Source organism: Frondihabitans sucicola (assembly GCF_030296615.1).
Lineage (GTDB): Bacteria > Actinomycetota > Actinomycetes > Actinomycetales > Microbacteriaceae > Frondihabitans > Frondihabitans sucicola.
This window is the reverse complement of sequence record NZ_AP027732.1, coordinates 768,592-786,394: the sequence shown is the minus strand read 5'-3', so window position 1 is coordinate 786,394 and position 17,803 is coordinate 768,592. Positions and strand designations below refer to the sequence as shown.

18 protein-coding genes and 2 pseudogenes are annotated in these 17,803 nt (G+C 64.3%); 8 read left to right on the top strand and 12 right to left on the bottom strand.

All coding sequences use genetic code 11. The features are described from left to right. The first annotated feature begins 99 nt into the window (after positions 1-99). Entirely contained in the window at positions 100-969 is an 870-nt protein-coding gene (locus QUE79_RS04160) for a hypothetical protein (RefSeq protein WP_286345570.1), read from the top strand. Positions 970-2,946: 1,977 nt separating this feature from the next. On the opposite strand, the gene QUE79_RS04155 is transcribed toward QUE79_RS04160, so the two are convergent. Together QUE79_RS04155 and QUE79_RS04150 are read right to left on the bottom strand one after the other, a co-directional pair. Then, positions 2,947-3,960 (bottom strand): saccharopine dehydrogenase family protein, encoded by a 1,014-nt coding sequence (locus QUE79_RS04155; RefSeq protein WP_286345569.1) that lies wholly within the window; start codon positions 3,958-3,960, stop codon positions 2,947-2,949. Positions 3,961-4,035: 75 nt separating this feature from the next. Continuing rightward, a complete protein-coding gene (locus tag QUE79_RS04150) occupies positions 4,036-4,647 on the bottom strand; it encodes a TetR/AcrR family transcriptional regulator (RefSeq protein WP_286345568.1) in 612 nt (203 codons plus the stop codon). Between the two features lie 101 nt (positions 4,648-4,748). On the opposite strand from QUE79_RS04150, the gene QUE79_RS04145 reads away from it, so the two are divergent. Next, on the top strand, positions 4,749-5,810 hold the full coding sequence (locus QUE79_RS04145; RefSeq protein ID WP_286345567.1) for an aldo/keto reductase: 1,062 nt from the start codon (positions 4,749-4,751) through the stop codon (positions 5,808-5,810). An 89-nt stretch (positions 5,811-5,899) separates the two neighbouring features. Here the strand turns inward: QUE79_RS04145 and QUE79_RS04140 are convergent, their stop codons facing one another. Genes QUE79_RS04140 through QUE79_RS04110 form a run of 7 tightly spaced genes read right to left on the bottom strand, consistent with a single transcriptional unit; the run spans position 5,900 to position 9,815 of the window. Continuing rightward, the gene (locus QUE79_RS04140) at positions 5,900-6,250 is read right to left on the bottom strand and encodes a nucleoside triphosphate pyrophosphohydrolase family protein (protein ID WP_286345566.1); all 351 of its coding nucleotides are present in this window, start codon (positions 6,248-6,250) and stop codon (positions 5,900-5,902) included. Positions 6,251-6,307: 57 nt separating this feature from the next. Beyond that, positions 6,308-7,051 carry an SDR family oxidoreductase gene (locus tag QUE79_RS04135; protein WP_286345565.1) on the bottom strand — a complete coding sequence of 248 codons (744 nt, stop codon included), beginning with the start codon at positions 7,049-7,051 and terminating at the stop codon, positions 6,308-6,310. Then, the gene (locus QUE79_RS04130) at positions 7,048-7,731 is read right to left on the bottom strand and encodes a low temperature requirement protein A (RefSeq protein ID WP_286345564.1); all 684 of its coding nucleotides are present in this window, start codon (positions 7,729-7,731) and stop codon (positions 7,048-7,050) included. The genes QUE79_RS04135 and QUE79_RS04130 overlap by 4 nt, the downstream gene beginning before the upstream one ends. Beyond that, entirely contained in the window at positions 7,728-8,027 is a 300-nt protein-coding gene (locus tag QUE79_RS04125; RefSeq protein ID WP_286346834.1) for a low temperature requirement protein A, read from the bottom strand. The genes QUE79_RS04130 and QUE79_RS04125 overlap by 4 nt, the downstream gene beginning before the upstream one ends. Before the next feature lie 48 nt (positions 8,028-8,075). Continuing rightward, the gene (locus tag QUE79_RS04120) at positions 8,076-8,384 is read right to left on the bottom strand and encodes a hypothetical protein (RefSeq protein WP_286345563.1); all 309 of its coding nucleotides are present in this window, start codon (positions 8,382-8,384) and stop codon (positions 8,076-8,078) included. Positions 8,385-8,388: 4 nt separating this feature from the next. Then, positions 8,389-8,787 (bottom strand): nuclear transport factor 2 family protein, encoded by a 399-nt coding sequence (locus QUE79_RS04115; RefSeq protein ID WP_286345562.1) that lies wholly within the window; start codon positions 8,785-8,787, stop codon positions 8,389-8,391. A 20-nt stretch (positions 8,788-8,807) separates the two neighbouring features. Then, entirely contained in the window at positions 8,808-9,815 is a 1,008-nt protein-coding gene (locus QUE79_RS04110; protein ID WP_286346833.1) for an aldo/keto reductase, read from the bottom strand. A 265-nt stretch (positions 9,816-10,080) separates the two neighbouring features. Here QUE79_RS04110 and smpB point away from each other — a divergent pair, with 265 nt between their 5' ends. Further along, a complete protein-coding gene (smpB, locus tag QUE79_RS04105) occupies positions 10,081-10,554 on the top strand; it encodes an SsrA-binding protein SmpB (protein ID WP_286345561.1) in 474 nt (157 codons plus the stop codon). Between the two features lie 10 nt (positions 10,555-10,564). Here the strand turns inward: smpB and QUE79_RS04100 are convergent, their stop codons facing one another. Continuing rightward, a complete protein-coding gene (locus tag QUE79_RS04100; protein WP_286345560.1) occupies positions 10,565-10,846 on the bottom strand; it encodes a hypothetical protein in 282 nt (93 codons plus the stop codon). Continuing rightward, on the bottom strand, positions 10,815-11,867 hold the full coding sequence (locus QUE79_RS04095) for a LysR family transcriptional regulator (protein ID WP_286345559.1): 1,053 nt from the start codon (positions 11,865-11,867) through the stop codon (positions 10,815-10,817). Before QUE79_RS04095 ends, QUE79_RS04100 begins: the two co-directional genes overlap by 32 nt. A gap of 90 nt (positions 11,868-11,957) precedes the next feature. Here QUE79_RS04095 and QUE79_RS04090 point away from each other — a divergent pair, with 90 nt between their 5' ends. The 4 genes and pseudogenes from QUE79_RS04090 (at position 11,958) to QUE79_RS04075 (ending at position 15,561) form a co-directional block, all read left to right on the top strand. Next, positions 11,958-13,448 carry an MFS transporter gene (locus QUE79_RS04090; RefSeq protein ID WP_286345558.1) on the top strand — a complete coding sequence of 497 codons (1,491 nt, stop codon included), beginning with the start codon at positions 11,958-11,960 and terminating at the stop codon, positions 13,446-13,448. A 36-nt stretch (positions 13,449-13,484) separates the two neighbouring features. Continuing rightward, positions 13,485-13,961 (top strand): annotated as a pseudogene (locus QUE79_RS25200) (FAD-binding oxidoreductase); the annotation flags it as partial. Positions 13,962-14,278: 317 nt separating this feature from the next. After that, positions 14,279-14,842, top strand: coding sequence for a hypothetical protein (locus QUE79_RS04080; protein WP_286345556.1), 564 nt, complete (start codon positions 14,279-14,281; stop codon positions 14,840-14,842). Positions 14,843-14,862: 20 nt separating this feature from the next. Beyond that, the gene (locus tag QUE79_RS04075) at positions 14,863-15,561 is read left to right on the top strand and encodes an SDR family NAD(P)-dependent oxidoreductase (RefSeq protein ID WP_286345555.1); all 699 of its coding nucleotides are present in this window, start codon (positions 14,863-14,865) and stop codon (positions 15,559-15,561) included. A 32-nt stretch (positions 15,562-15,593) separates the two neighbouring features. On the opposite strand, the gene QUE79_RS04070 is transcribed toward QUE79_RS04075, so the two are convergent. Then, a complete protein-coding gene (locus QUE79_RS04070) occupies positions 15,594-16,415 on the bottom strand; it encodes a helix-turn-helix transcriptional regulator (RefSeq protein ID WP_286345554.1) in 822 nt (273 codons plus the stop codon). A gap of 173 nt (positions 16,416-16,588) precedes the next feature. Here QUE79_RS04070 and QUE79_RS04065 point away from each other — a divergent pair. After that, positions 16,589-17,694 (top strand): annotated as a pseudogene (locus QUE79_RS04065) (DNA alkylation repair protein). Positions 17,695-17,803 lie beyond the last annotated feature (109 nt).

Sequence of the window (17,803 nt, the reverse complement as noted above, 5' to 3'; positions counted from 1 at the left end):
CTACCTCAGACGTCGGCGCGTTGAAACCCTTACGCGCCGCCTCGACCCTTGCTTCGGTGAAGACCTCAATCAACCAAACTCGCCGGTAGTATCCACGAAGTGACCACTCGGTATCGCACTCTTCCTCAGGTCAAATTCAAAGAGTTCCGCGATCTGGAACGTAGACGCGTCGAAGCAAGCGACACGGTGTGGGCGTTGCTCGTTGGTTCAAGACTCGCCGTGCAGACGCTGGCAGCTATTCCCGATCAGCGAAGTTTGCTCGCCGACGAGTTTCCCAATCTTGCTCACGTACAACGAATGAACCAGCGCCTGGATCGTACGGCACGGTTGATCGTCGAATCCGAGGGCACGGCTTGCACGATGGCCATGAACTTTACCTTCGGCCTGCACGAAGACTTCGTCCGGTCTTGCCTTCGACTACTTGTCTCCCTCGGAAAAGCGACGAACGGAGACGCAGCTACAAATTCCGACAAGATGCACGAGGTCTTCTCTGAGCGCACGGGACACGTCGCCGATCCCGACTCCTTGGCGCTGTTTCACCTCACAAGAAAGGTAAGGAATGCTTTCACCCACGCGGCAGGCTTAGTCCGCCAGGACCTGGTCGACCACTACGCAACGCTCTCTTCGACCGCGCAGGCCACGTGGTCGGAACTGACTTCTGAGGAGTTCCGAATCCCTCGTGTCGGCGAGCCGGCCGCATTCGGTGTGTCTGGCCTGATCGGCGCTCTTGCTGTTCAGAAGCGGTTGGCATACGACGTGAATCTGGGTTTGCAGCTAGCAGTTCCCCGCGACGCATGGGCCGACATGGCAGTCAACGAGTACTTCGCCGAAAGCGGCAAGTCCGTTAAGGACCCGAGTGCTCGTCGAAGCGTGATCGGCTATCTGCGTGGGGGCTTCGGAGCGTTGAACCTCAGCGCAGCAGAGATTCAAGCCGGCATCGAGCGGAAGAAGAAAAGTGGGATGCTCTAGACCGCTGAGCTACAGCACCCTGTGGCGGCACCGCCAGGATTCGAACCTGGGTCTCCCAACTCTGTGAACGACTGGATCGTGAACCCATGAGCACGCTAACGGCTGGTCGCTCCTGAGATCAGGATAAGGCACTCGGCCAGCTTTGACTCGTCTTTGCGCCGCGGCCTGACGCCTGGCATCGCTGCGATCGACAGGGCATTCTGCTCGGCACCCCATTGGGAACTGTATTCTGGAAGATCAGATTATCGTCGCTGGGCTCAGCCCATCGTTGCTGTTCCCGTCTACTCCTTCCGGACGCCGAGGCGGGAGGCTAGAAAATGAGTCAAGAGTCGACGCAATTCAGTCCGGTTATAGCGCCGGACACTTCGCCGGCCCGAAGCTCGGACACCATCCCGCAGCTGCCCGCGACGCTTCACCAAAGTCCCGGACACATCTTGTTCACGCTTCACATCGACCCCGTAGATGGTCTGTCCGCCTAGTAACCAGTCCGTCCTTTCGGCTCGGACGATCTGATTGGGGCCGGCAAATGAACTCTTCACAAGGCGGTCGTTTGTGGGACTAGCGACATTCGGGTCCAGTGACGCTGGCGTCCCGTTCACTGGCGCTCCGCGGACCCTGGTTCGCGCGAAACCTACGTTGAGGGAGCGGACCGTTGATTCCTGGCAGCAATTCGTATCTTGGTGCGACGACCGTGGTCTGGAGTCGTTACCTGCCACGGGAGCAACTGTGGCAGCGTATGTTTTATTCAGATGTCGAGAAGTTAATGATGCGGGGAGCCTTGCTCACTCTTTCTCCAGAATGACGGCATGGGTTGTAGGGATCGACGCGCGGCATAGTGGTCAGGGCCACCCCCGACCTACCGCGTCGCCAGAGGTCAAAGAGTTCCTCTCGCGCCAGCGCATCTTCTGGGAAGAAGCAAAAGTTCCACGAGATCACTACGCCGTCTGGTCGCTGAGCCAAGTACTCAAAGAGATTGAGCGCGATTCACATGCGTTAGATGCACGGCGAGATCGGGCATTGATACTGCTCGGCACTATGGGCGCTCTTTCTTTCGACGCCCTGGCGACTCTCCGTTACTCGGATGTCTTATTCGACCGACGTGACGGTATTCGTCTAGGGATCGGTACCCCGTTAGAAGTATGGGTACCTTCTGTGCCTGCTCCGGAGTTCTGCGCGCCCTGTGCCTACGTCCGCTGGGTCTCGTCAGCATTGACCTCCCCTGAGGCACTTCACAGCGATCTGATGACTGGAGTGTCTGAAGAAAACCGCCACGTCTGTGCCGAGGCGAGCATCGAAGTTGTCAACCACAACGCGGCGGTTTCGGTTTTCACTGTCGGTGCTCGCAAGATCCGGGCAATGTCCTTTGACGAAGTACGAGCTGCCGTCCACCGGCGATTGGTGTCTAGCGGTGTGTCCCTCCGACAGCTTGATGGATGTCGAGACCAGCTGGCCCTCGAGGACGTCATCTTTGATTTGAGCACTGGTGGCTAGAGGTGTCCTTCCTGCCCTGGGATGGTGTACCGCTTTCGGGCGCCCACTGACAACGACATGAATCACGGAATGTTCTCGCGCTTCGTGAACCTCTTCGCAGGGAGGCCGGGATGTTGTGGCTTCCAAAATCAAATCTCGCTTTCCAGATTTTGGTGTCGCATTGCTGATCTGATCGCCGCATCGTGCAGCGTGGTCTTGGCAGCTGTTATGGATCCTCGACACCGGGTTCTGCCTATGTCCATATAGAGGTAGGACGTTCCGAGAGCTATTGGTACCTCTGTCGGTGACGGGCGATGCAGCGAGAACTTGGCTCGACCCGCTCGCACCCGATAAGCGCCATCACTCGCGTTGACTCCGAACACGCGAATCAGTACCTCGAGTGGTGTCATCCGACATCTATTTTCTCGAATTGCCACAACGCCGCGACGCTAACCTAACCTTCGGGAAGAGGGGTGGCTTGAGGCAGACTCTCGGGCCGGGCAGACCTTACAGATCGATGAAGTGGCTGTCCCCAATTCCCTCGAGCAGTGAAGGACCGAACGCCGACGCCGGGGTCTGGAATCCCGGAGTGAAATCGCCCGCGATGATCCGGGAAGCGATCTCGACGGCGGCGAGCTGGGTGAACCCGTAACCGGTCGGAGTATCGACCAGCCCCTCGGCGGTGGAGCCGTCGCGGCCGGTGACCTTCGCGTAGACGCGGGCGCGCCCGATCGCGCGGTCCGCGGCGTCGGGGCCGTCGGGCACTTCGCTGCCAGGTGCTGTCGTGGGGATGGGGACGCCACCGGCGACGTAGACCTCGATCTCGGGAATCCCGGTCGAGTGCCTGCCGGTGACGAGGTCGCCCATCGGCGCCAGGCCGACCTCTTCGAGTCCTGCGCCGAAGTCGATCGATCGGGTGGGCGAGTCGTCACGGGTTGTGATGGTGCCGCCGGAGCGCACGGAGCCGGCGAAGGGAGCGAATCCGAGGGCGCTCGTCATGGAGCCCTTGGAGAACAGCAGCGGGATCCGTTCGCCAGGAGTGCCGACGAAGATCTTCAACGCCAGCACGAGGGAGACGGGGTCGGTGACGCGGGCGGCGGTGCGCGCGGCGAGGGTGTCGCTGGGGACGACGTCCCAACCTGTGCCGCTCATGACCATGACGCCGGCCTTCTTCGCCTGAGCGTCGGCAGCCTCCGTGTGGAGGAACGTTCCGAGTTCCGCGGTCGTGTCGAGGTAGTGCGTCCCGACGTAGAGAGCGGCATCCAGGAGCGGCCCCGACGTGACCGCGAAGGGTCCCGCGACGTTCAAGACGACGCCGACGCCCAGCACTCCCTCGCGGGTTCTCTCCTCATTCGACAGGTCGAAGGCGCGTCCTTCGAGGCCCAGCTCATCGGCGAGGATCTGCACTTTGGCTGCGTCCCGGCCGGCGACGATCGGGTTCAAGCCGCGTCGCACCGCCTCGCGGGTGATCAGTTGCCCGGTGTACCCGGTTGCTCCGTAAATCAGGAAGTTTGTCATCATCGCTCTTTCTGTAGTGATTACTACCGAAAGGGATCATGCTGGGGATTTATTCCGGATGGAACGAACTCGGATGGCTCAGCGGGTGATCAGAGCACGGAGGGCGATCTCGACGACGCCGCGCAGCTCGTCGCGTTCGGCGCCGTCGGCCGCACGGACGGCGATCCCGTTGCTGATGCTGACGAGGTACTCGGCGATACCGGCCGGGGTCATGCCGGCGAGGTCGAACCCTTCGTCATCGCGGCCCTGCTCGATCCGGGTGGTGAGGCGCTTGTATCCGGTGTCGCGCGCTCGCGAGACGAACTCTCGGATCTCGTTACCGGCTGGGCTGAGCCCGGTCTTGGAGCCGCCGATCTGCACGGACATGCAACCGTAGGGCCTGCCCTCACGGGTCATGGCCTCGACGGCGTCGAAGAGGTAGTCGCGGAACACATCGGAAAGGCGGTCCTGTTCGAGGGCTCGGACGGCGTAGGCCATGTCGATGGTGAGGTAGCGGGTGAAAGCGCGCTCGAACAGCTCCCTTTTGCTTCCGAACGCCGCGTACAGGCTTGTCGCCGTGATGGACATCGCCGCGGTGAGTTCGGCGATGCTCGCCCCGTCGTAGCCCTCGCGCCAGAAAACGTCGATGGCGCGGTCGAGTGCGATGTCGACGTCGAATCCTCGCGGACGCCCTCGGGTGATGACCGTCATGGCCGTGTTCCTCTCGTGGACTCCGAGCTTAATCCGCGAAGGCGGAATAGAACCAAGCAGCTCTAGCTTTCGGTAGTGATTGCTACAGAAAGTGAGCTTCCATGACTTCCATGCGTTACACCAGCTTCGGCCGCCGCACCGGCCTCCGCGTGTCCGAGTTGGCTCTCGGCACCGGCAACTTCGGAACCGCATGGGCCAGCGGGGCGGACATGACCGATTCCCGCGCCATCTTCAACCGATTCGCGGAAGCCGGCGGCACGTTCCTCGACACCGCGGCGATGTATCAGGGCGGCCAGTCAGAATCCATGCTCGGCGACATGCTCACCTCGACCCGCGACGACTTTGTCATCTCGTCGAAGTACGGGCTCGGTAATCCCGAGAAAGCCAGCCGCACCAACAACGGTGTTTCCCGGAAGGCGATGATCGCCTCCGTCGACGCGAGCCTTCGCCGGCTCGGAACCGACTACCTCGACATCTTCTGGGTCCACTTCCCCGACGCGTTCACCCCGACCGACGAGATCCTCCGCGGTCTCGACGACCTGGTCCGCGCCGGCAAGATTCATCACGGAGCCCTGTCGAACTTCCCCGCCTGGCGCATCGCGCTGGCCGCCAAGGAAGCCGACCTTCGCAGCTGGGCCCCGGTCGTCGCCATTCAGACGGAGTACAGCCTCGCGGAGCGCGGCGGGGAGAACGAGTTGCTTCCGATGGCCGAGGCCCTCGGTCTCGGAGTGAACCTGTGGTCACCGCTCGCGGGCGGGCTCCTCACCGGCAAATACCGCCACGGTGCCGAGGGCCGAAAGACCGACCCCAGCCGCTGGGTCGCCGACACCTCGGCCCAGACGACCGCCGTCATCGATACCGTTCTCCAGGTCGCCGCCGAGACCGGTGCCAGCGCTGCCCAGGTCTCCATGGCGTGGCTGCGCGAGCGAGGCAACCGCTCTGTGACCGCGGTCGTACCGATCATCGGTCCGCGCACGATGGCGCAGCTCGAGGACTACCTCGGCGCCCTCGACGTCGCCCTGACCGACGCCCAGTACCAGCGTCTAGACGACGTCAGCGCGCCCGGTGGAGAGATCTCTGCCGAGATCAACGAGATGACCCGCGGCGCCATGCTCGACGGCGAACCCGACCGCTTCACCCTCCCGACCATACCGGTCGCCTGACCCGCACTTCCTCGCGGTTCCGCCGGACAGAACGCCGCAGCAGCCCGGGGCGGTAACGCGGCAATCGTGAGGCATCAACGTCGCCCGGTCTAATCGACTTCGACGGCGTGGGTGAGGCCGGCCTCGATCTGTTCCATGGTGGACGCAAAGGCATCGGCGATGTCGATGTCGAGGCGCTTTGCGATGACCATCACCCACCACATCGATTCCGCCAACTTGTGTTCGAGTTGTGCGGTGGCGTCGCCGTCGATGTCCCAGGTGCCCTCTTTTGCCAGGATCAGCCTGCCGACTGTTCCGACATCGTTTGTGAAGCCGAGCATCAACTCATGGGTCGACCAGACCCTGCCGTTGATGCGGTTCTCGAGGATCTCGTACAGGTCGCGGATCTGGCCGGCTCGCTTGGCTGCCGCCTCAACGCCGTCTTGGATGGGGGTGCTCATGGTGAGTCCTTCGGTCGGTGCTGCCTGGTGGTGGGTCGATGTTGTCTCGCGGGGAGGCTACCTCTGGAGGGTGGGACGGACGATGATCTCGTTGACGTCTACGGACGACGGCTGCGACACGGCATAGGCGATCGCTTCTGCGACGGCTGATGCCGGCAGGCCCAGTTGAGCGGTGGCTTCGCGGACCGCGGCCTGGGTGTCGGCGTCGCCGCCCTGTTCCGTCAACTCGCTGACGGTGAATCCGGGGCTGATGATCGTGACGCGGACGACGGTGCTCTCCTGACGTAGCCCCTCCGACAGAGCTCGCACGGCGAACTTCGTCGCGCTGTAGACGGCCGCGGTCGGGTCGACGCGAAGGCCGGAGACCGATGCGACGTTGATGATGTGTCCGCGTCCTTGCGCTTCCATGAGGGGAAGCACGGCTGCGATTCCGTGCAGGGTGCCGCGCAGGTTCACGTCGATCATCTGATTCCACTCGTCGATCCGCAGCGCACTCACAGTGGACAAGGGCATGACCCCGGCGTTGTTGACGAGCACCTCGATGGTGCCGTTCACCTCGCGGGCCGCGCCGACGAATGCGCGGACGCTGTCGATGTCCGTGACGTCGAGTTGACGCGAGTCGGCGCGCCCGCCGGCCTCGCGGATCTCGTCGACGATGGCGGTGAGGCGGTCGGCGCGTCGGGCTCCGAGGAACACCGGATACCCGAGGGATGCGAGGTGCCTGGCCGTGGCTTCCCCGATACCGCTGCTTGCTCCGGTGATGAGGACGGCGCCGTCGTGCGAGGTGGTTGCTGTGGTCATGAGTTTTGCTTCTTTCCGTCGGTGGTGCGGGTGATTCGTGCGTAGACCGTGGTGGCGGCGAGGAAGAGCGCTGCTCCGCCTGCAGTGGAGATCCAGCTGAAGGATCCGGGTGGTTCGCCGCTCCCAAGGCGTTCGATGAGGCCTCCGAGTCCGAGGGAGACGAGCAGGATCCCGGCGACGATTCCGAAGTGCAGGTAGGTGCCGATGGTCGCGGTGGCCGTCCTGCGGTTTCCGGTCATGGTGTCGATGTGACGCTCGGCCGAGGTGGAGACACGGCCGAAGTAGATCCACCACATTCCGAGGGAGGTGGAGACGGCGGCCATCGAGACCAGGACGATGCTCGGGGTGAGGCGGGATCCTGACGCTGCTAGGCCGATCGAGATGATCGATTCTCCGAGGGCGAGGATGACGACGAGTCCGTGTCGTTCGGCGTAGTGAGCGGCTGACGGCAGTTGCCATGCGCCACCCTGCGAGGTCGCGAAGACGGTGATGCCCTCGAGGGCGACCGCTGCAAGCCAGAGGACGATCTGGGCGATCCCGCCGACGACGGCGCCCACGATCAGCGCCGCGGCGACCGGGCCGAGAGTCGTGCCCATGGTGCGAATGACCTGTCTGCGAAGGGGAGAGTCGCGTCGCGCGACCACGATGTTCACGGTCGAGTACACCAGCGAGAGAATCACGAAGCCGATGGCGAAGAGCAGGGCACCGGATCGGCTTCCTCCGCATCGGGGTAGGTCTCGGGGATGGCGATGGACAGCACCAGCACGATGGCGATGGCAACCAGGATCCCGACACGAACGGCACCACGGTCCGCGATCTGCTGGTTTGCCAGCCACGCATGGGATGCCCACGACCACCACAGAACGCCGAGGACTGCCAGCCCGCCGAGGACGCTTCGGATGCTCTCCCCATCCGCCATCAGGTGCGTCACCTGGGTGAACGCAAAGACGTAGACGAGGTCGAAGAAGAGCTCCAGGGTGTGGCCCGGTCCGACACCACGGCGGTGGTGGGGATCTCGGGCACGTCAGCTGGCTTCGATGCGATGGGCCACGGTTGTGAGCTTCCAATCGACAGTCGAGTGGTCGATGGTCGCGTGGACGGGCGACGCCGCCCTTTCGTCGCTGATGCCCGCAGCTCCCGCGCGGGCGTGCTCCATGCTGTCGTAGGCGACGATGTCGATGATCGTGCCGTCGGCGGCTTCCAGGATGCGGCGCCATTCGAACCCGGGCTGCCGCTTCAGGTACTCGTCGATGTCAGCGTTCGCTGCGACGAAGTCCGCTGTGCTGAGGCCGGCGACCGGTCGGAGAGTGGTGACTTCGAGCGTCTCGGTCATGGCGTCAGCTGCGTTCGGTGTTGAGCATGTCGAAGCGGGTGCAGAGCCCCGACTCGTCGAAGTGGAGCGTCCAGACGTTGTCGAAGTCGCCGAGCTTGACGTAGTGGCCGATTCCGGTGATGACGGCCGTGAAGCCGTCGATGCTGGTGATCGACCAGTCGAAGTCCCAACCGCCCTGCTGCCAGTCCCACCGGCTTCGCCATCCCTCGACGATCTCGTCACGGCCGACCCATTCCGTGTCGAAGGGTTCTTCGTGGTACTCGGCCTCCTCGGTGAAGAGGGCGGCGATGTCCGCCTCGGAGTTGCTTCGCCAGGCGAGGAGATACCCCTCGACCCACGTCGTGATGGATTCGGTCGTCGGGGGCGCGATGGCGTCGGATGCGGTCGGCGTGTTGTCTGTCATGGGGTGTCCTTTATTGGTCTTCATGCGCGAGCGAACGCGGCGGAGCCGTGTCCGTTGATGCTGGTGTCGCCCTGTTGGAAAGGCGTCGCGAAGCTGCGGATGACGTTCATCGGGTACTCGAGGTCCGGTTCGCTGAGGAAAGCGAGCGTGGCGATCTCCTCGGGGGTCAGCGTCACGTCGGCGGAGGCGAGGTTGGCTTCGAGCTGCGCGACGGTGCGAGCACCGATGAGGGTCGACGTGACCTCGCTCTGCTGACGTACCCAGGCGAGCGAGACGGCCGCGACCGTCGTCCGGTGTCCATCAGCGATCAGGGCGAGCGCATCGAGAAGCACGAAGGTCGACTCCGTCAGGTTGGGGGCCGCATATCCGGATCGGCTGGATCCTTCCACCGTGCGCACGGCTCGGGAGTATTTCCCGGAGAGCACCCCGGATGCCAGCGGGCTCCACGGCGTGATCCCGAGGCCGAGGGCACGGGCTGCGCCGAACTGTTCCCCCTCGGGAGTGCGAGTGAGGAGCGAATACTCGACCTGAAGAGCTGCGATACGTTCCCAGACGTGCGCCGTCGAGAGACCCATCGCCTGCCCTACCCACCAGGCGGGCGCGTTCGAGACGCCGATGGCGCGGATCTTGCCGGCGCGGATGAGGTCGTCGAGAGTCGACAGTGTCTCTTCGATAGGGGTGTGGCGGTCCCACTGGTGCATCCAGTAGAGATCGATGTAGTCGGTCTTGAGCCGGCGGAGTGATTCGTCGAGCTGCGCGTAGATCGCCTTGCGTCCGGCGCCGCCACCATTGGGATCGGTCGGGTGGAGGGTGCCGCCGAATTTGGTTGCGAGCACGAGGCGATCGCGGCGGGTGGGCTGCTTCTCGAAGTAAAGCCCGAGGCTCTCTTCGGACTTCCCGCCGTTGTACTGGTTCGCGGTATCGATGAAGTTCCCGCCGGCGTCCAGGTACCGGTCGAGGATCTGGAAGGACGTCTCTGGAGCTGAGCCCCAGGTGCCGTCGTCGAAGTTCATGGCTCCGAGGGCCAGGGGCTGACCCGGAGGCCCGAGGTGCCGAGTGTGCGGTAGTCGGTGATGGTCATGTTCTGTCTCCCCAGCTGTTCGTGCGGGTTACTACCTCGCATCAACGAGTCTTCGGGCTCATGGCGATTCGAAGAAGGTCGCGACAAGGGGGTGCACTGCACCCCGGCTCAGAGCCCTGCAGTTCGTTGGACCGGGAATTCCTCGCGAGCACGCGACGCTGCTCCGACCGTGGGCTCAACTCGAGCGCCGAAGAACGCGGACAGAGGGCAGGATGCCGAAAGAGCGCGGAAAGACGATCGTCGCGAGCAACCGGAGAGCGCGGTACGACTACACCATCGAAGACGTCTACGAGGCGGGACTCGTCCTCACCGGCACCGAGGTGAAGTCTCTTCGCGCCGGCCGCGCCTCCCTGGTCGACGGTTACGCGTTCGTCGACGGCGGAGAGATGTGGCTGGAGGCCGTTCATATTCAGGACTACGACGAGGGGACCTGGACGAACCACGCCCCGCGCCGGCGACGCAAGCTGTTGCTCCATAAGGAACAGATCCGGAAGATCCAGAAGAAGACGGCGGACACCGGCTACACGCTCGTGCCCCTGTCGATCTACTTCAGCGACGGCCACGCCAAGGTCGAAATCGCCATCGCGAAGGGTCGACGCGAGTATGAGAAGCACCAGGCGGTGTGGGAGCGAGAGGACAAGCGGGACGCCGATCGCGCCCTGTCGGCGCATCGCACCGGCCGCTGACCGGGCACGCTCATTCGACGCTCTGCTCGGATTCGATGAGGTGCTCCGGGTCTCGCCAGGCGTCGTCGACCCAGATGACGTTCAGCCGGGTGATGATCTCTCCGCTTCGCCGGAACTCCTCGTAGGCATAACCGAGCCGGTGTGGATACTTCCCGGAGTGGCTGCCCCCGAGGCCCGTGATGGTATCCGATTCGACCAGGTCGACACGTGCCCAGACTCGTTCCATCCCACGGTCGGTGACGGCGCGCAGAAGGATCCTGTCACCGGGCTTCGGAACGGTCTTCTGCGTCACCCTTCGACGTTAAAGACAGAACTCGCTGCGGAGAAGACACGCGCGCTTCACCGAGGGTTGCTTCGCGCGTCATGCCCGAACTCCCCGCGAGAGCGTCGGGATGGATCGAGAGCGCGGACTCGCGGACGCGGTCGCGTAGCCAACGATGCGCGGCATCGGTGTGGGTCCTTCGATGCCAGGCCATTTCGATGAACACGGGGCTGATCGGGGCATCCAACGGTCGAGTGATCAGGCCGTCACCGAGCAGTGGCCGCGTCAGCCACTCGGGTGCCATGCAGAGGAAATCCGAATCGCGCAGGATCGTGAACGCCGAGGTGAAGCTCGGCGTTGCGACCGCGACGTCCCGGATGAGGCCGAGCCCGTCCAGGTGACGGCCGAGGGCGGCTTGGAAGTCGCAGTGGCGCGAGGGCGTGATGTGCGGCACCGACGTCACCTGCTCCGGTGTGAGGGGAATCTCGGGCGGCAGCTGTGAGAGGAAACCGTTGCGTGGCCCGACGAGAACCATTCGGTCCGCGAGAAGACGCTCGCGAAGGATGTCGTCGTCGGCGGAGGCCAAGGGCAGCCCGAGATACACATCGATCCGCCCACCGGGTAGCGCCTCGCCCTGGAGGGGACCATCGTCCAGGAGCGTCACCTGCACCCGCGTGGTGCGGTTGCGGACCACATTCACCAGCGCGGGCCCGAAGATCTCGGCCGTGTCGGAGACCGCCTGAATTGTGAACGACGCCGTCAGGTCCCGCTCGATTTCCGAGTCCGAGACTTCCGTTTTCGGAGCGAGGATCTCGTGCACATCGTCGAGCACGCGATGGGCGCGATCGCGAAGGGATACAGCCATCGGCGTCGGAACAAGCCGTCGGCCCCGCCTGATCAGCAACGGATCGCCCGTCACGTCCCGCAGCCTCTTGAGGCTTCGGCTCACGGCCGGAGGTGTCAGATTCAGCTGCCGGGCCGCACCGGTGACCGTGCCCTGTTGGAGAAGGGCGTCAAGCGCGGTCAGAAGATTGAGGTCGACGGAAGGCATCCTCCACCCTAAGGCGGATTGCGCACGGGGACATCATCAGTTGCGAATCTTTGACTTCCGCTTATTGATCGACCTTCTTAACGTCGAGGCATGACGACACCAGGCGAAGCACTCTCAAGCCGGCCGACCCAGGCTCTCGGAACAGGATCCACGACAAGCCCGGTCCACCGCACCGGGATCCTGGTCATCATCCTGGTCAGCTATTTCATGATCCTGCTCGACAACTCGATCATCTTCACCGGGCTCCCCTCCATCCAAGCCACCCTGCACTTCTCCAGCACCGGGCTGTCCTGGATCCAGAACGCCTATACGCTCACCTTCGGCGGCCTGCTCCTCCTCGCCGCTCGCGCGGGCGACATCATCGGCCGGCGCCGCCTCTTCATCGTCGGCCTCGTGATCTTCACCGCGGCATCAATGGCCGTGGGCCTCTCACCCGCCGGCGAGTGGATGATCGGCGCGCGAGCCCTCCAGGGCATCGGCGCCGCCATCGTCGGCCCCATCTCGCTCTCGCTGCTGACAGCAACGTTTCCGGCCGGCCGAGAGCGCAACCAGGCCGTGGCTTGGTATGCGGCCACCGCCGGCATCGGCGGGAGCCTCGGCATGGTCGTCGGCGGCCTCCTCACCGACCTCGTGTCGTGGAGGGCCGGCTTCTTCGTCAACGTGCCGATCGGGATCGTCATGATCATCATGGGGATGCGCTACCTCGTCGAACAGCCCCGCACACCCGGCAAGTTCGACGTTCCCGGCGCCCTCTTCTCCACCCTCGGCGTGGGATCGCTGATGTACGGAATCGTCTCGTCGACCGATCTCGGCTGGGCTTCGCCCGTCGTCATCGCGGCGATCGCTCTCGGAGTCGCCCTTCTCATCCTCCTGGTCGTCAACGAGGCTCGAGTGAGGCAACCGATCATGCCGCTGCGGCTATTCGCGAGTCGAGTCCGCTCCGGCTCGTTCGCGATCCGGTTCCTCTACATCGGCGCCACGATCGGACTGTTCTTCTTCGTCACCCAGTTCCTGCAGAACGTCCTGCACTGGACGCCCCTTCAGGCCGGCCTCGGCTACCTCCCCATGACCGTCGTCAACTTCGCCGTCGCCCTCCTCGTCCCCCGTCTGAGCCGAAGGATCCCTCCGCTGCTGCTCCTCGCCGCCGGCATCCTCGCGACCCTTGTCGGCATGGTCTGGCTCAGCCGCGTCAGCGCCGACAGCACCTACATCCTCGATGTGGGACTGCCGATGATCTTCGTCGGCCTCGGCCAGGGCCTCGCCTTCGCACCCCTGACGAGCTTCGGCATCCACGGTGTGAAGGCTGAGGACGGCGGAGCCGCATCCGGCGTCATGAACACCGCCCACCAGCTCGGCAGCTCACTCGGACTGGCCATTCTCGTCGCCCTCGGCGCATCCGCCGTCGCATCCCAGACCTCGACGTCAGTGGGCGATGTCGTCACTCGCGTCCAGGTCGCCCTCACCGGATCCAGTGCCCTGCTCATCGTGGCGGCCGTCGTTCTCGTCAGCGTGATGCTGCCGGCCTTCATCGCCGATCGACGCCGATTGCATTCGGGGACATCATCGGTTGCCTATCTTTGACTTCCGCTTCACCATGCACCTTTCTAGCGTTGAAGCATGACAACTTCCGACGCAGGACTTCTGAACACTCAGATCGACGAACTCAGAGCCCAAGTCAGCGGCAGCGTTTTCCCACCCAGCGAAGCCGGCTATCTCGATGCAGCGCCGTGGAACACGTCGGTACCGTTCCACCCCGCGCTCGTCGTCTTTGTCGAAGACGCAACCGACGTGGCCGCCACCTTCCACTTCGCCGCCCGACACGGATACAGGGTCGCCGTGCAGGCAACCGGGCACGGTGCCGTCGCACGCCCCGAGAACACCGTGCTCATCCACACCGGCGGCTTGGACGACTGCCTCATCAACACCGAAAAGGGCACCGCGACGGTCGGTGCCGGAGTCACGGCGCAACGTCTCATCGATGCCGCCGCCGACCACGGGCTCGCCGCCATCGTCGGATCGGCCGGCACCGTCGGTGTCGCCGGCTACCTCAGCGGCGGCGGCTTAGGGCCACTCGTATCGACATTCGGACTCTCCTCCGACTACATCGACTCCATGGACGTCGTCACCGCCGATGGTGAGATCCGCCACGTGTCTCCCATTCACAACCCGGACCTCTTCTGGGCCTTCCGAGGCGGGAAAGCCCGTCTCGGAGTCATCACCCGCGTCACCCTTCGACTCGAACCACTCACGTACTTCTACGGCGGCGCCCTCTGGTTCGACGGCCACGACGCGTCAAGCGTGGTGCACGAATGGGCGCGCTGGTCCTCGGCACTTTCGAACGACGTCACGACATCCATCGCCCTGACCAGGATGCCTCTTGAGGGACCCCGAAGCTCGCCGGCCGCTACGTCGTGTCGGTCCGAGTCGGGTCGGTCCTGTCCGCAGAGGACACCGAGACGCACCTCGCGACCATCCGCGCCGCCGGCACGCTCCTGCTCGACGATCTGGAGACGCGCCAATACCGCCAGATCGGCCGGATCAGCGACGAACCCACGAACCCCGAACCCCTCGTCCAAGACGAGGCGCTGCTTTCAGCGCTGCCGAGCAAGGCGATCGAGGCGCTGTTGGCCGCCTTCGACGCGACGTCCGGAGCGGAACTGGCCGTGGTGGAGATCCGGCATCTCGGAGGCGCCCTGGCGCGCAGACCGAGCTACGAGAGCGCCTTCAGCTACCGGGACGCGCCTTACAGCGTCCTCACTGTCGGCTTCGCGCCAGCCGGTGAGACAGAGACGGTGACATCCGCGGGAGCCCGCGTTCTCGCATCAGTTGCCGACCTGTCCGAAGGCCGAATCCTCGGCAACTTCGTTGCCACTTCCGACCCGGAACGAGCTTCGAGAGCGTTTGACGAGGCGTCCCGCGCCCGTCTCCTTCGACTGGTCGACATCTACGACCCCAGCCACGTCCTCGCCCTCTGATCCAGAGAAAGAAGAACACCATGACAACCACATTCATCACGGGCGCCAACAAGGGCATCGGCTACGAGACCGCTCGGCAGCTGATCGAACGAGGCCACCGGGTCATCCTCGGAGCACGTGACGCCGACCGCGGCGAGAAGGCGGCGCACGAACTCCGCGCTCGCTTCGTCCAGATCGACATCTCGAACGACGCCTCCGTCGATGCCGCCTTCGACGACATCCAAGCGCACGAGGGCGGCATCGACGTCCTCATCAACAACGCCGGCATCCTCGGACCGCGCAATCCGCCCATGGGCGCCGTCTCCGGAGCCGTCGCAGACCAGGTTCTGCAGACCAACGTCCTCGGGGCCGTGCGAACGACGCACGCGTTCCTCCCGATGCTGGTGCGCTCACCGGCTCCCGCGATCGTCAACGTCTCCAGCAGCATGGGCTCGTTCACCCGCGCGATCGATCCGGCTGCGCCAGAGAACGCCTATCCGCTGCCGTTCTACCAAGTGTCGAAGGCAGCACTGAACATGCTGACCGTGATGTATGCGCAGGCGTACCCGACGATCAAGATCAACGCTGCGGACCCCGGAGGGACCGACACGGACATCATGGACCACCTCGGAACGCAGACGGTCGCCGAAGGGTCCGAAGCGATCGTCACCCTCGCCACCCTCGGCGCGAACGGCCCGACCGGCACGTTCGTCACTAAGGATGCCGTCGTTCCCTGGTAGGAACGGCCGTCGTCTCCCGAGGTGCGGACAGCTCAGTCGGCCATGGCGGCGAGGAACGCGAGCGACTCCGCGCTCTGGCTGCCCGGGACTGCCGTTCCGACCAGGAGCTGCTGGCCGGGCGCATCGTGCACGTCGAAGGTCTGATAGGTCAGTTCGATGCGCCCGACACCGGGATGCTGGAAGACCTTGTATGCCCGGGTGAGACCCGAAACGACCTGAGATTCCCAGAAGCCCCGGAACTCGTCCGACACCTCGAGCATTTCGGCGACCAGCGACGAGATCGAACGGTCGTCCGGGTAGAGGCCCGAATTCAGCCGAAGCGCGCTGACGGTCGAACTGGCGACCATCGACCACTCGGTGAAGATGGCTCGAGATTCCGGGTCCGTGAACAACACGCGAACCATGTTCTGTGTGCCGGCAAAAGGCCAGAGGAGCGCAACGGCGATCGGGTTCGTCGCCAGCACGTCGAACGAGGGGCTCAGGACGTAGGCCGCCGACGCAGGAAACGCATCCAGCAGTTCGAGCAACGCCGGATGAACGAGGGTCCGACCACTCTCGGGCGCCATGCTCGGGTTCAGGCCGGCGATCCGAAAGAGGTGTCCACGTGCGTCCGTATCGAGCTGCAGCGCTCTCCCGATTGCCGAGATGACCTGAGGTGACGGATTCGTCTCGCGACCCTGCTCGAGTCGAGCGAAGTAGTCAGAACTCACTCCGGCGAGAACGGCGACCTCTTCGCGGCGAAGACCTGCAACGCGCCGCGCGCCACCTCCGGGCAGACCGACGTCCGTCGGCTCGATGCGACTACGACGGGCCCGGAGGAAGTCGCCGAGTTGGTTGAAAGCGGGAGTCGTCATGCGCCCAACGCTAAGACCCTTTCGTGTCGGGCGGGGAGCAGGGGCGAGAATTCGGGTGACCTGGTCATCTTCATAGTCGAGGGGCTCGACGGGCAGGCCGCGCCGTCCTGGGTGCGCCGCACCCAGGTCCACACGCCCACGCGCTCCGGCCGTCTGCCTGTCACGGTAGAGCCATGCCCTTCGCAGACGAACTCATTGGCACGCATACCGTGCTCGCCTTGATCCGGGCCATCCAGGTCGCAGCTCCGGATCGCGATCTGCCCATCCTTCGAGCCGTGGCCGACTCGCTTCCTGGCCTTGCCCTGCGCGAGCGCAGTGACCTGATGCGAGACGCTCTGCTCGCCGACCTCGATATGCCCTACCCCGACTTCGCAGCGGTGATCCGCCGCGCGGCCGCCGGTGACGCTCACTTCTCGGGATGGCTCATCTGGCCCGTGACCAGTGCAATTGCGGCGCGGGCCGTCGAGGACGGAACGGGCGAAGCGTTCGACGACGCTTTGGCGCTCCTGGCATCGCTCACCGCCCGGCTCTCGTCCGAGTTCGCCATCCGCACCCTCCTCCGGCACGACCTCGACCATGCTCTGGACATCATCGGCACCCGATGGGTGGTCTCCGACGACGTCGACATCCGGCGTCTGGCCTCGGAAGGCACTCGACCGTACCTTCCGTGGGCGACGCGAGTGCCCGGGATCCTGCGCGACCCCGCCTCGACCATCCCGATCCTCGACGCGCTCTATCGAGACGACAGCGAGTACGTCCGCCGTTCCGTCGCGAACCACCTCAACGACATCAGCCGCGATCACGCCGACCTCGTGGTGACGACGGCTCGGGCCTGGCTCGACAACCCCGATGCAAACACGACTCGCCTCGTGGGGCGGGCTCTTCGCACCCTGATCAAGCGCGGCGACGCCGGCGCACTCGACCTACTCGGATTTCACCAGGCCACGGTCGAGGTCAACGACTTCCGGCTGGATCGAGAGACCGTCGCCATCGGCGACTCCGTCGCGTTCACCGCGACCGTCACCAACACGGGCCTCGAAGAGTCTCGGCTGTCGATCGACTACATCGTTCACCACCGCAAGGCCAACGGCCTCACGACCGGGAAGACGTTCAAGCTCGCGGTGCGGTCACTTCAGCCGGGGAAAGCATGAGCATCGACAAGTCCCACTCTTTCCGCCTCATCACGACCCGCCGCTACTACGCCGGCCCTCATGCCATCGAAATTTTGATCAACGGCGTCAGCGCCGGCAACCGTGGATTCAGCCTTGTGATTGACTAACGACCTCCCGAATAGCGAGTCACATCGCACTGTCATCGATCCCTTTCACTAGGACCGCACGCGGGACGTCAGTCGTTCGCGGCCGCCGTTGGCTGGCCAGTTTGGAGGG

Coding starts and splice junctions, on each gene's coding strand:
- QUE79_RS04155 (WP_286345569.1), bottom strand. CDS start 3,960: ATGATGACAAACTTCCTGATTTACGGAGCAACCGGGTACACCGGGCAA.
- QUE79_RS04115 (WP_286345562.1), bottom strand. CDS start 8,787: ATGACAGACAACACGCCGACCGCATCCGACGCCATCGCGCCCCCGACG.
- QUE79_RS04070 (WP_286345554.1), bottom strand. CDS start 16,415: ATGACGACTCCCGCTTTCAACCAACTCGGCGACTTCCTCCGGGCCCGT.
- smpB (WP_286345561.1), top strand. CDS start 10,081: ATGCCGAAAGAGCGCGGAAAGACGATCGTCGCGAGCAACCGGAGAGCG.
- QUE79_RS04135 (WP_286345565.1), bottom strand. CDS start 7,051: ATGACCACAGCAACCACCTCGCACGACGGCGCCGTCCTCATCACCGGA.
- QUE79_RS04140 (WP_286345566.1), bottom strand. CDS start 6,250: ATGAGCACCCCCATCCAAGACGGCGTTGAGGCGGCAGCCAAGCGAGCC.
- QUE79_RS04145 (WP_286345567.1), top strand. CDS start 4,749: ATGACTTCCATGCGTTACACCAGCTTCGGCCGCCGCACCGGCCTCCGC.
- QUE79_RS04120 (WP_286345563.1), bottom strand. CDS start 8,384: ATGACCGAGACGCTCGAAGTCACCACTCTCCGACCGGTCGCCGGCCTC.
- QUE79_RS04095 (WP_286345559.1), bottom strand. CDS start 11,867: ATGCCTTCCGTCGACCTCAATCTTCTGACCGCGCTTGACGCCCTTCTC.
- QUE79_RS04150 (WP_286345568.1), bottom strand. CDS start 4,647: ATGACGGTCATCACCCGAGGGCGTCCGCGAGGATTCGACGTCGACATC.
- QUE79_RS04075 (WP_286345555.1), top strand. CDS start 14,863: ATGACAACCACATTCATCACGGGCGCCAACAAGGGCATCGGCTACGAG.
- QUE79_RS04090 (WP_286345558.1), top strand. CDS start 11,958: ATGACGACACCAGGCGAAGCACTCTCAAGCCGGCCGACCCAGGCTCTC.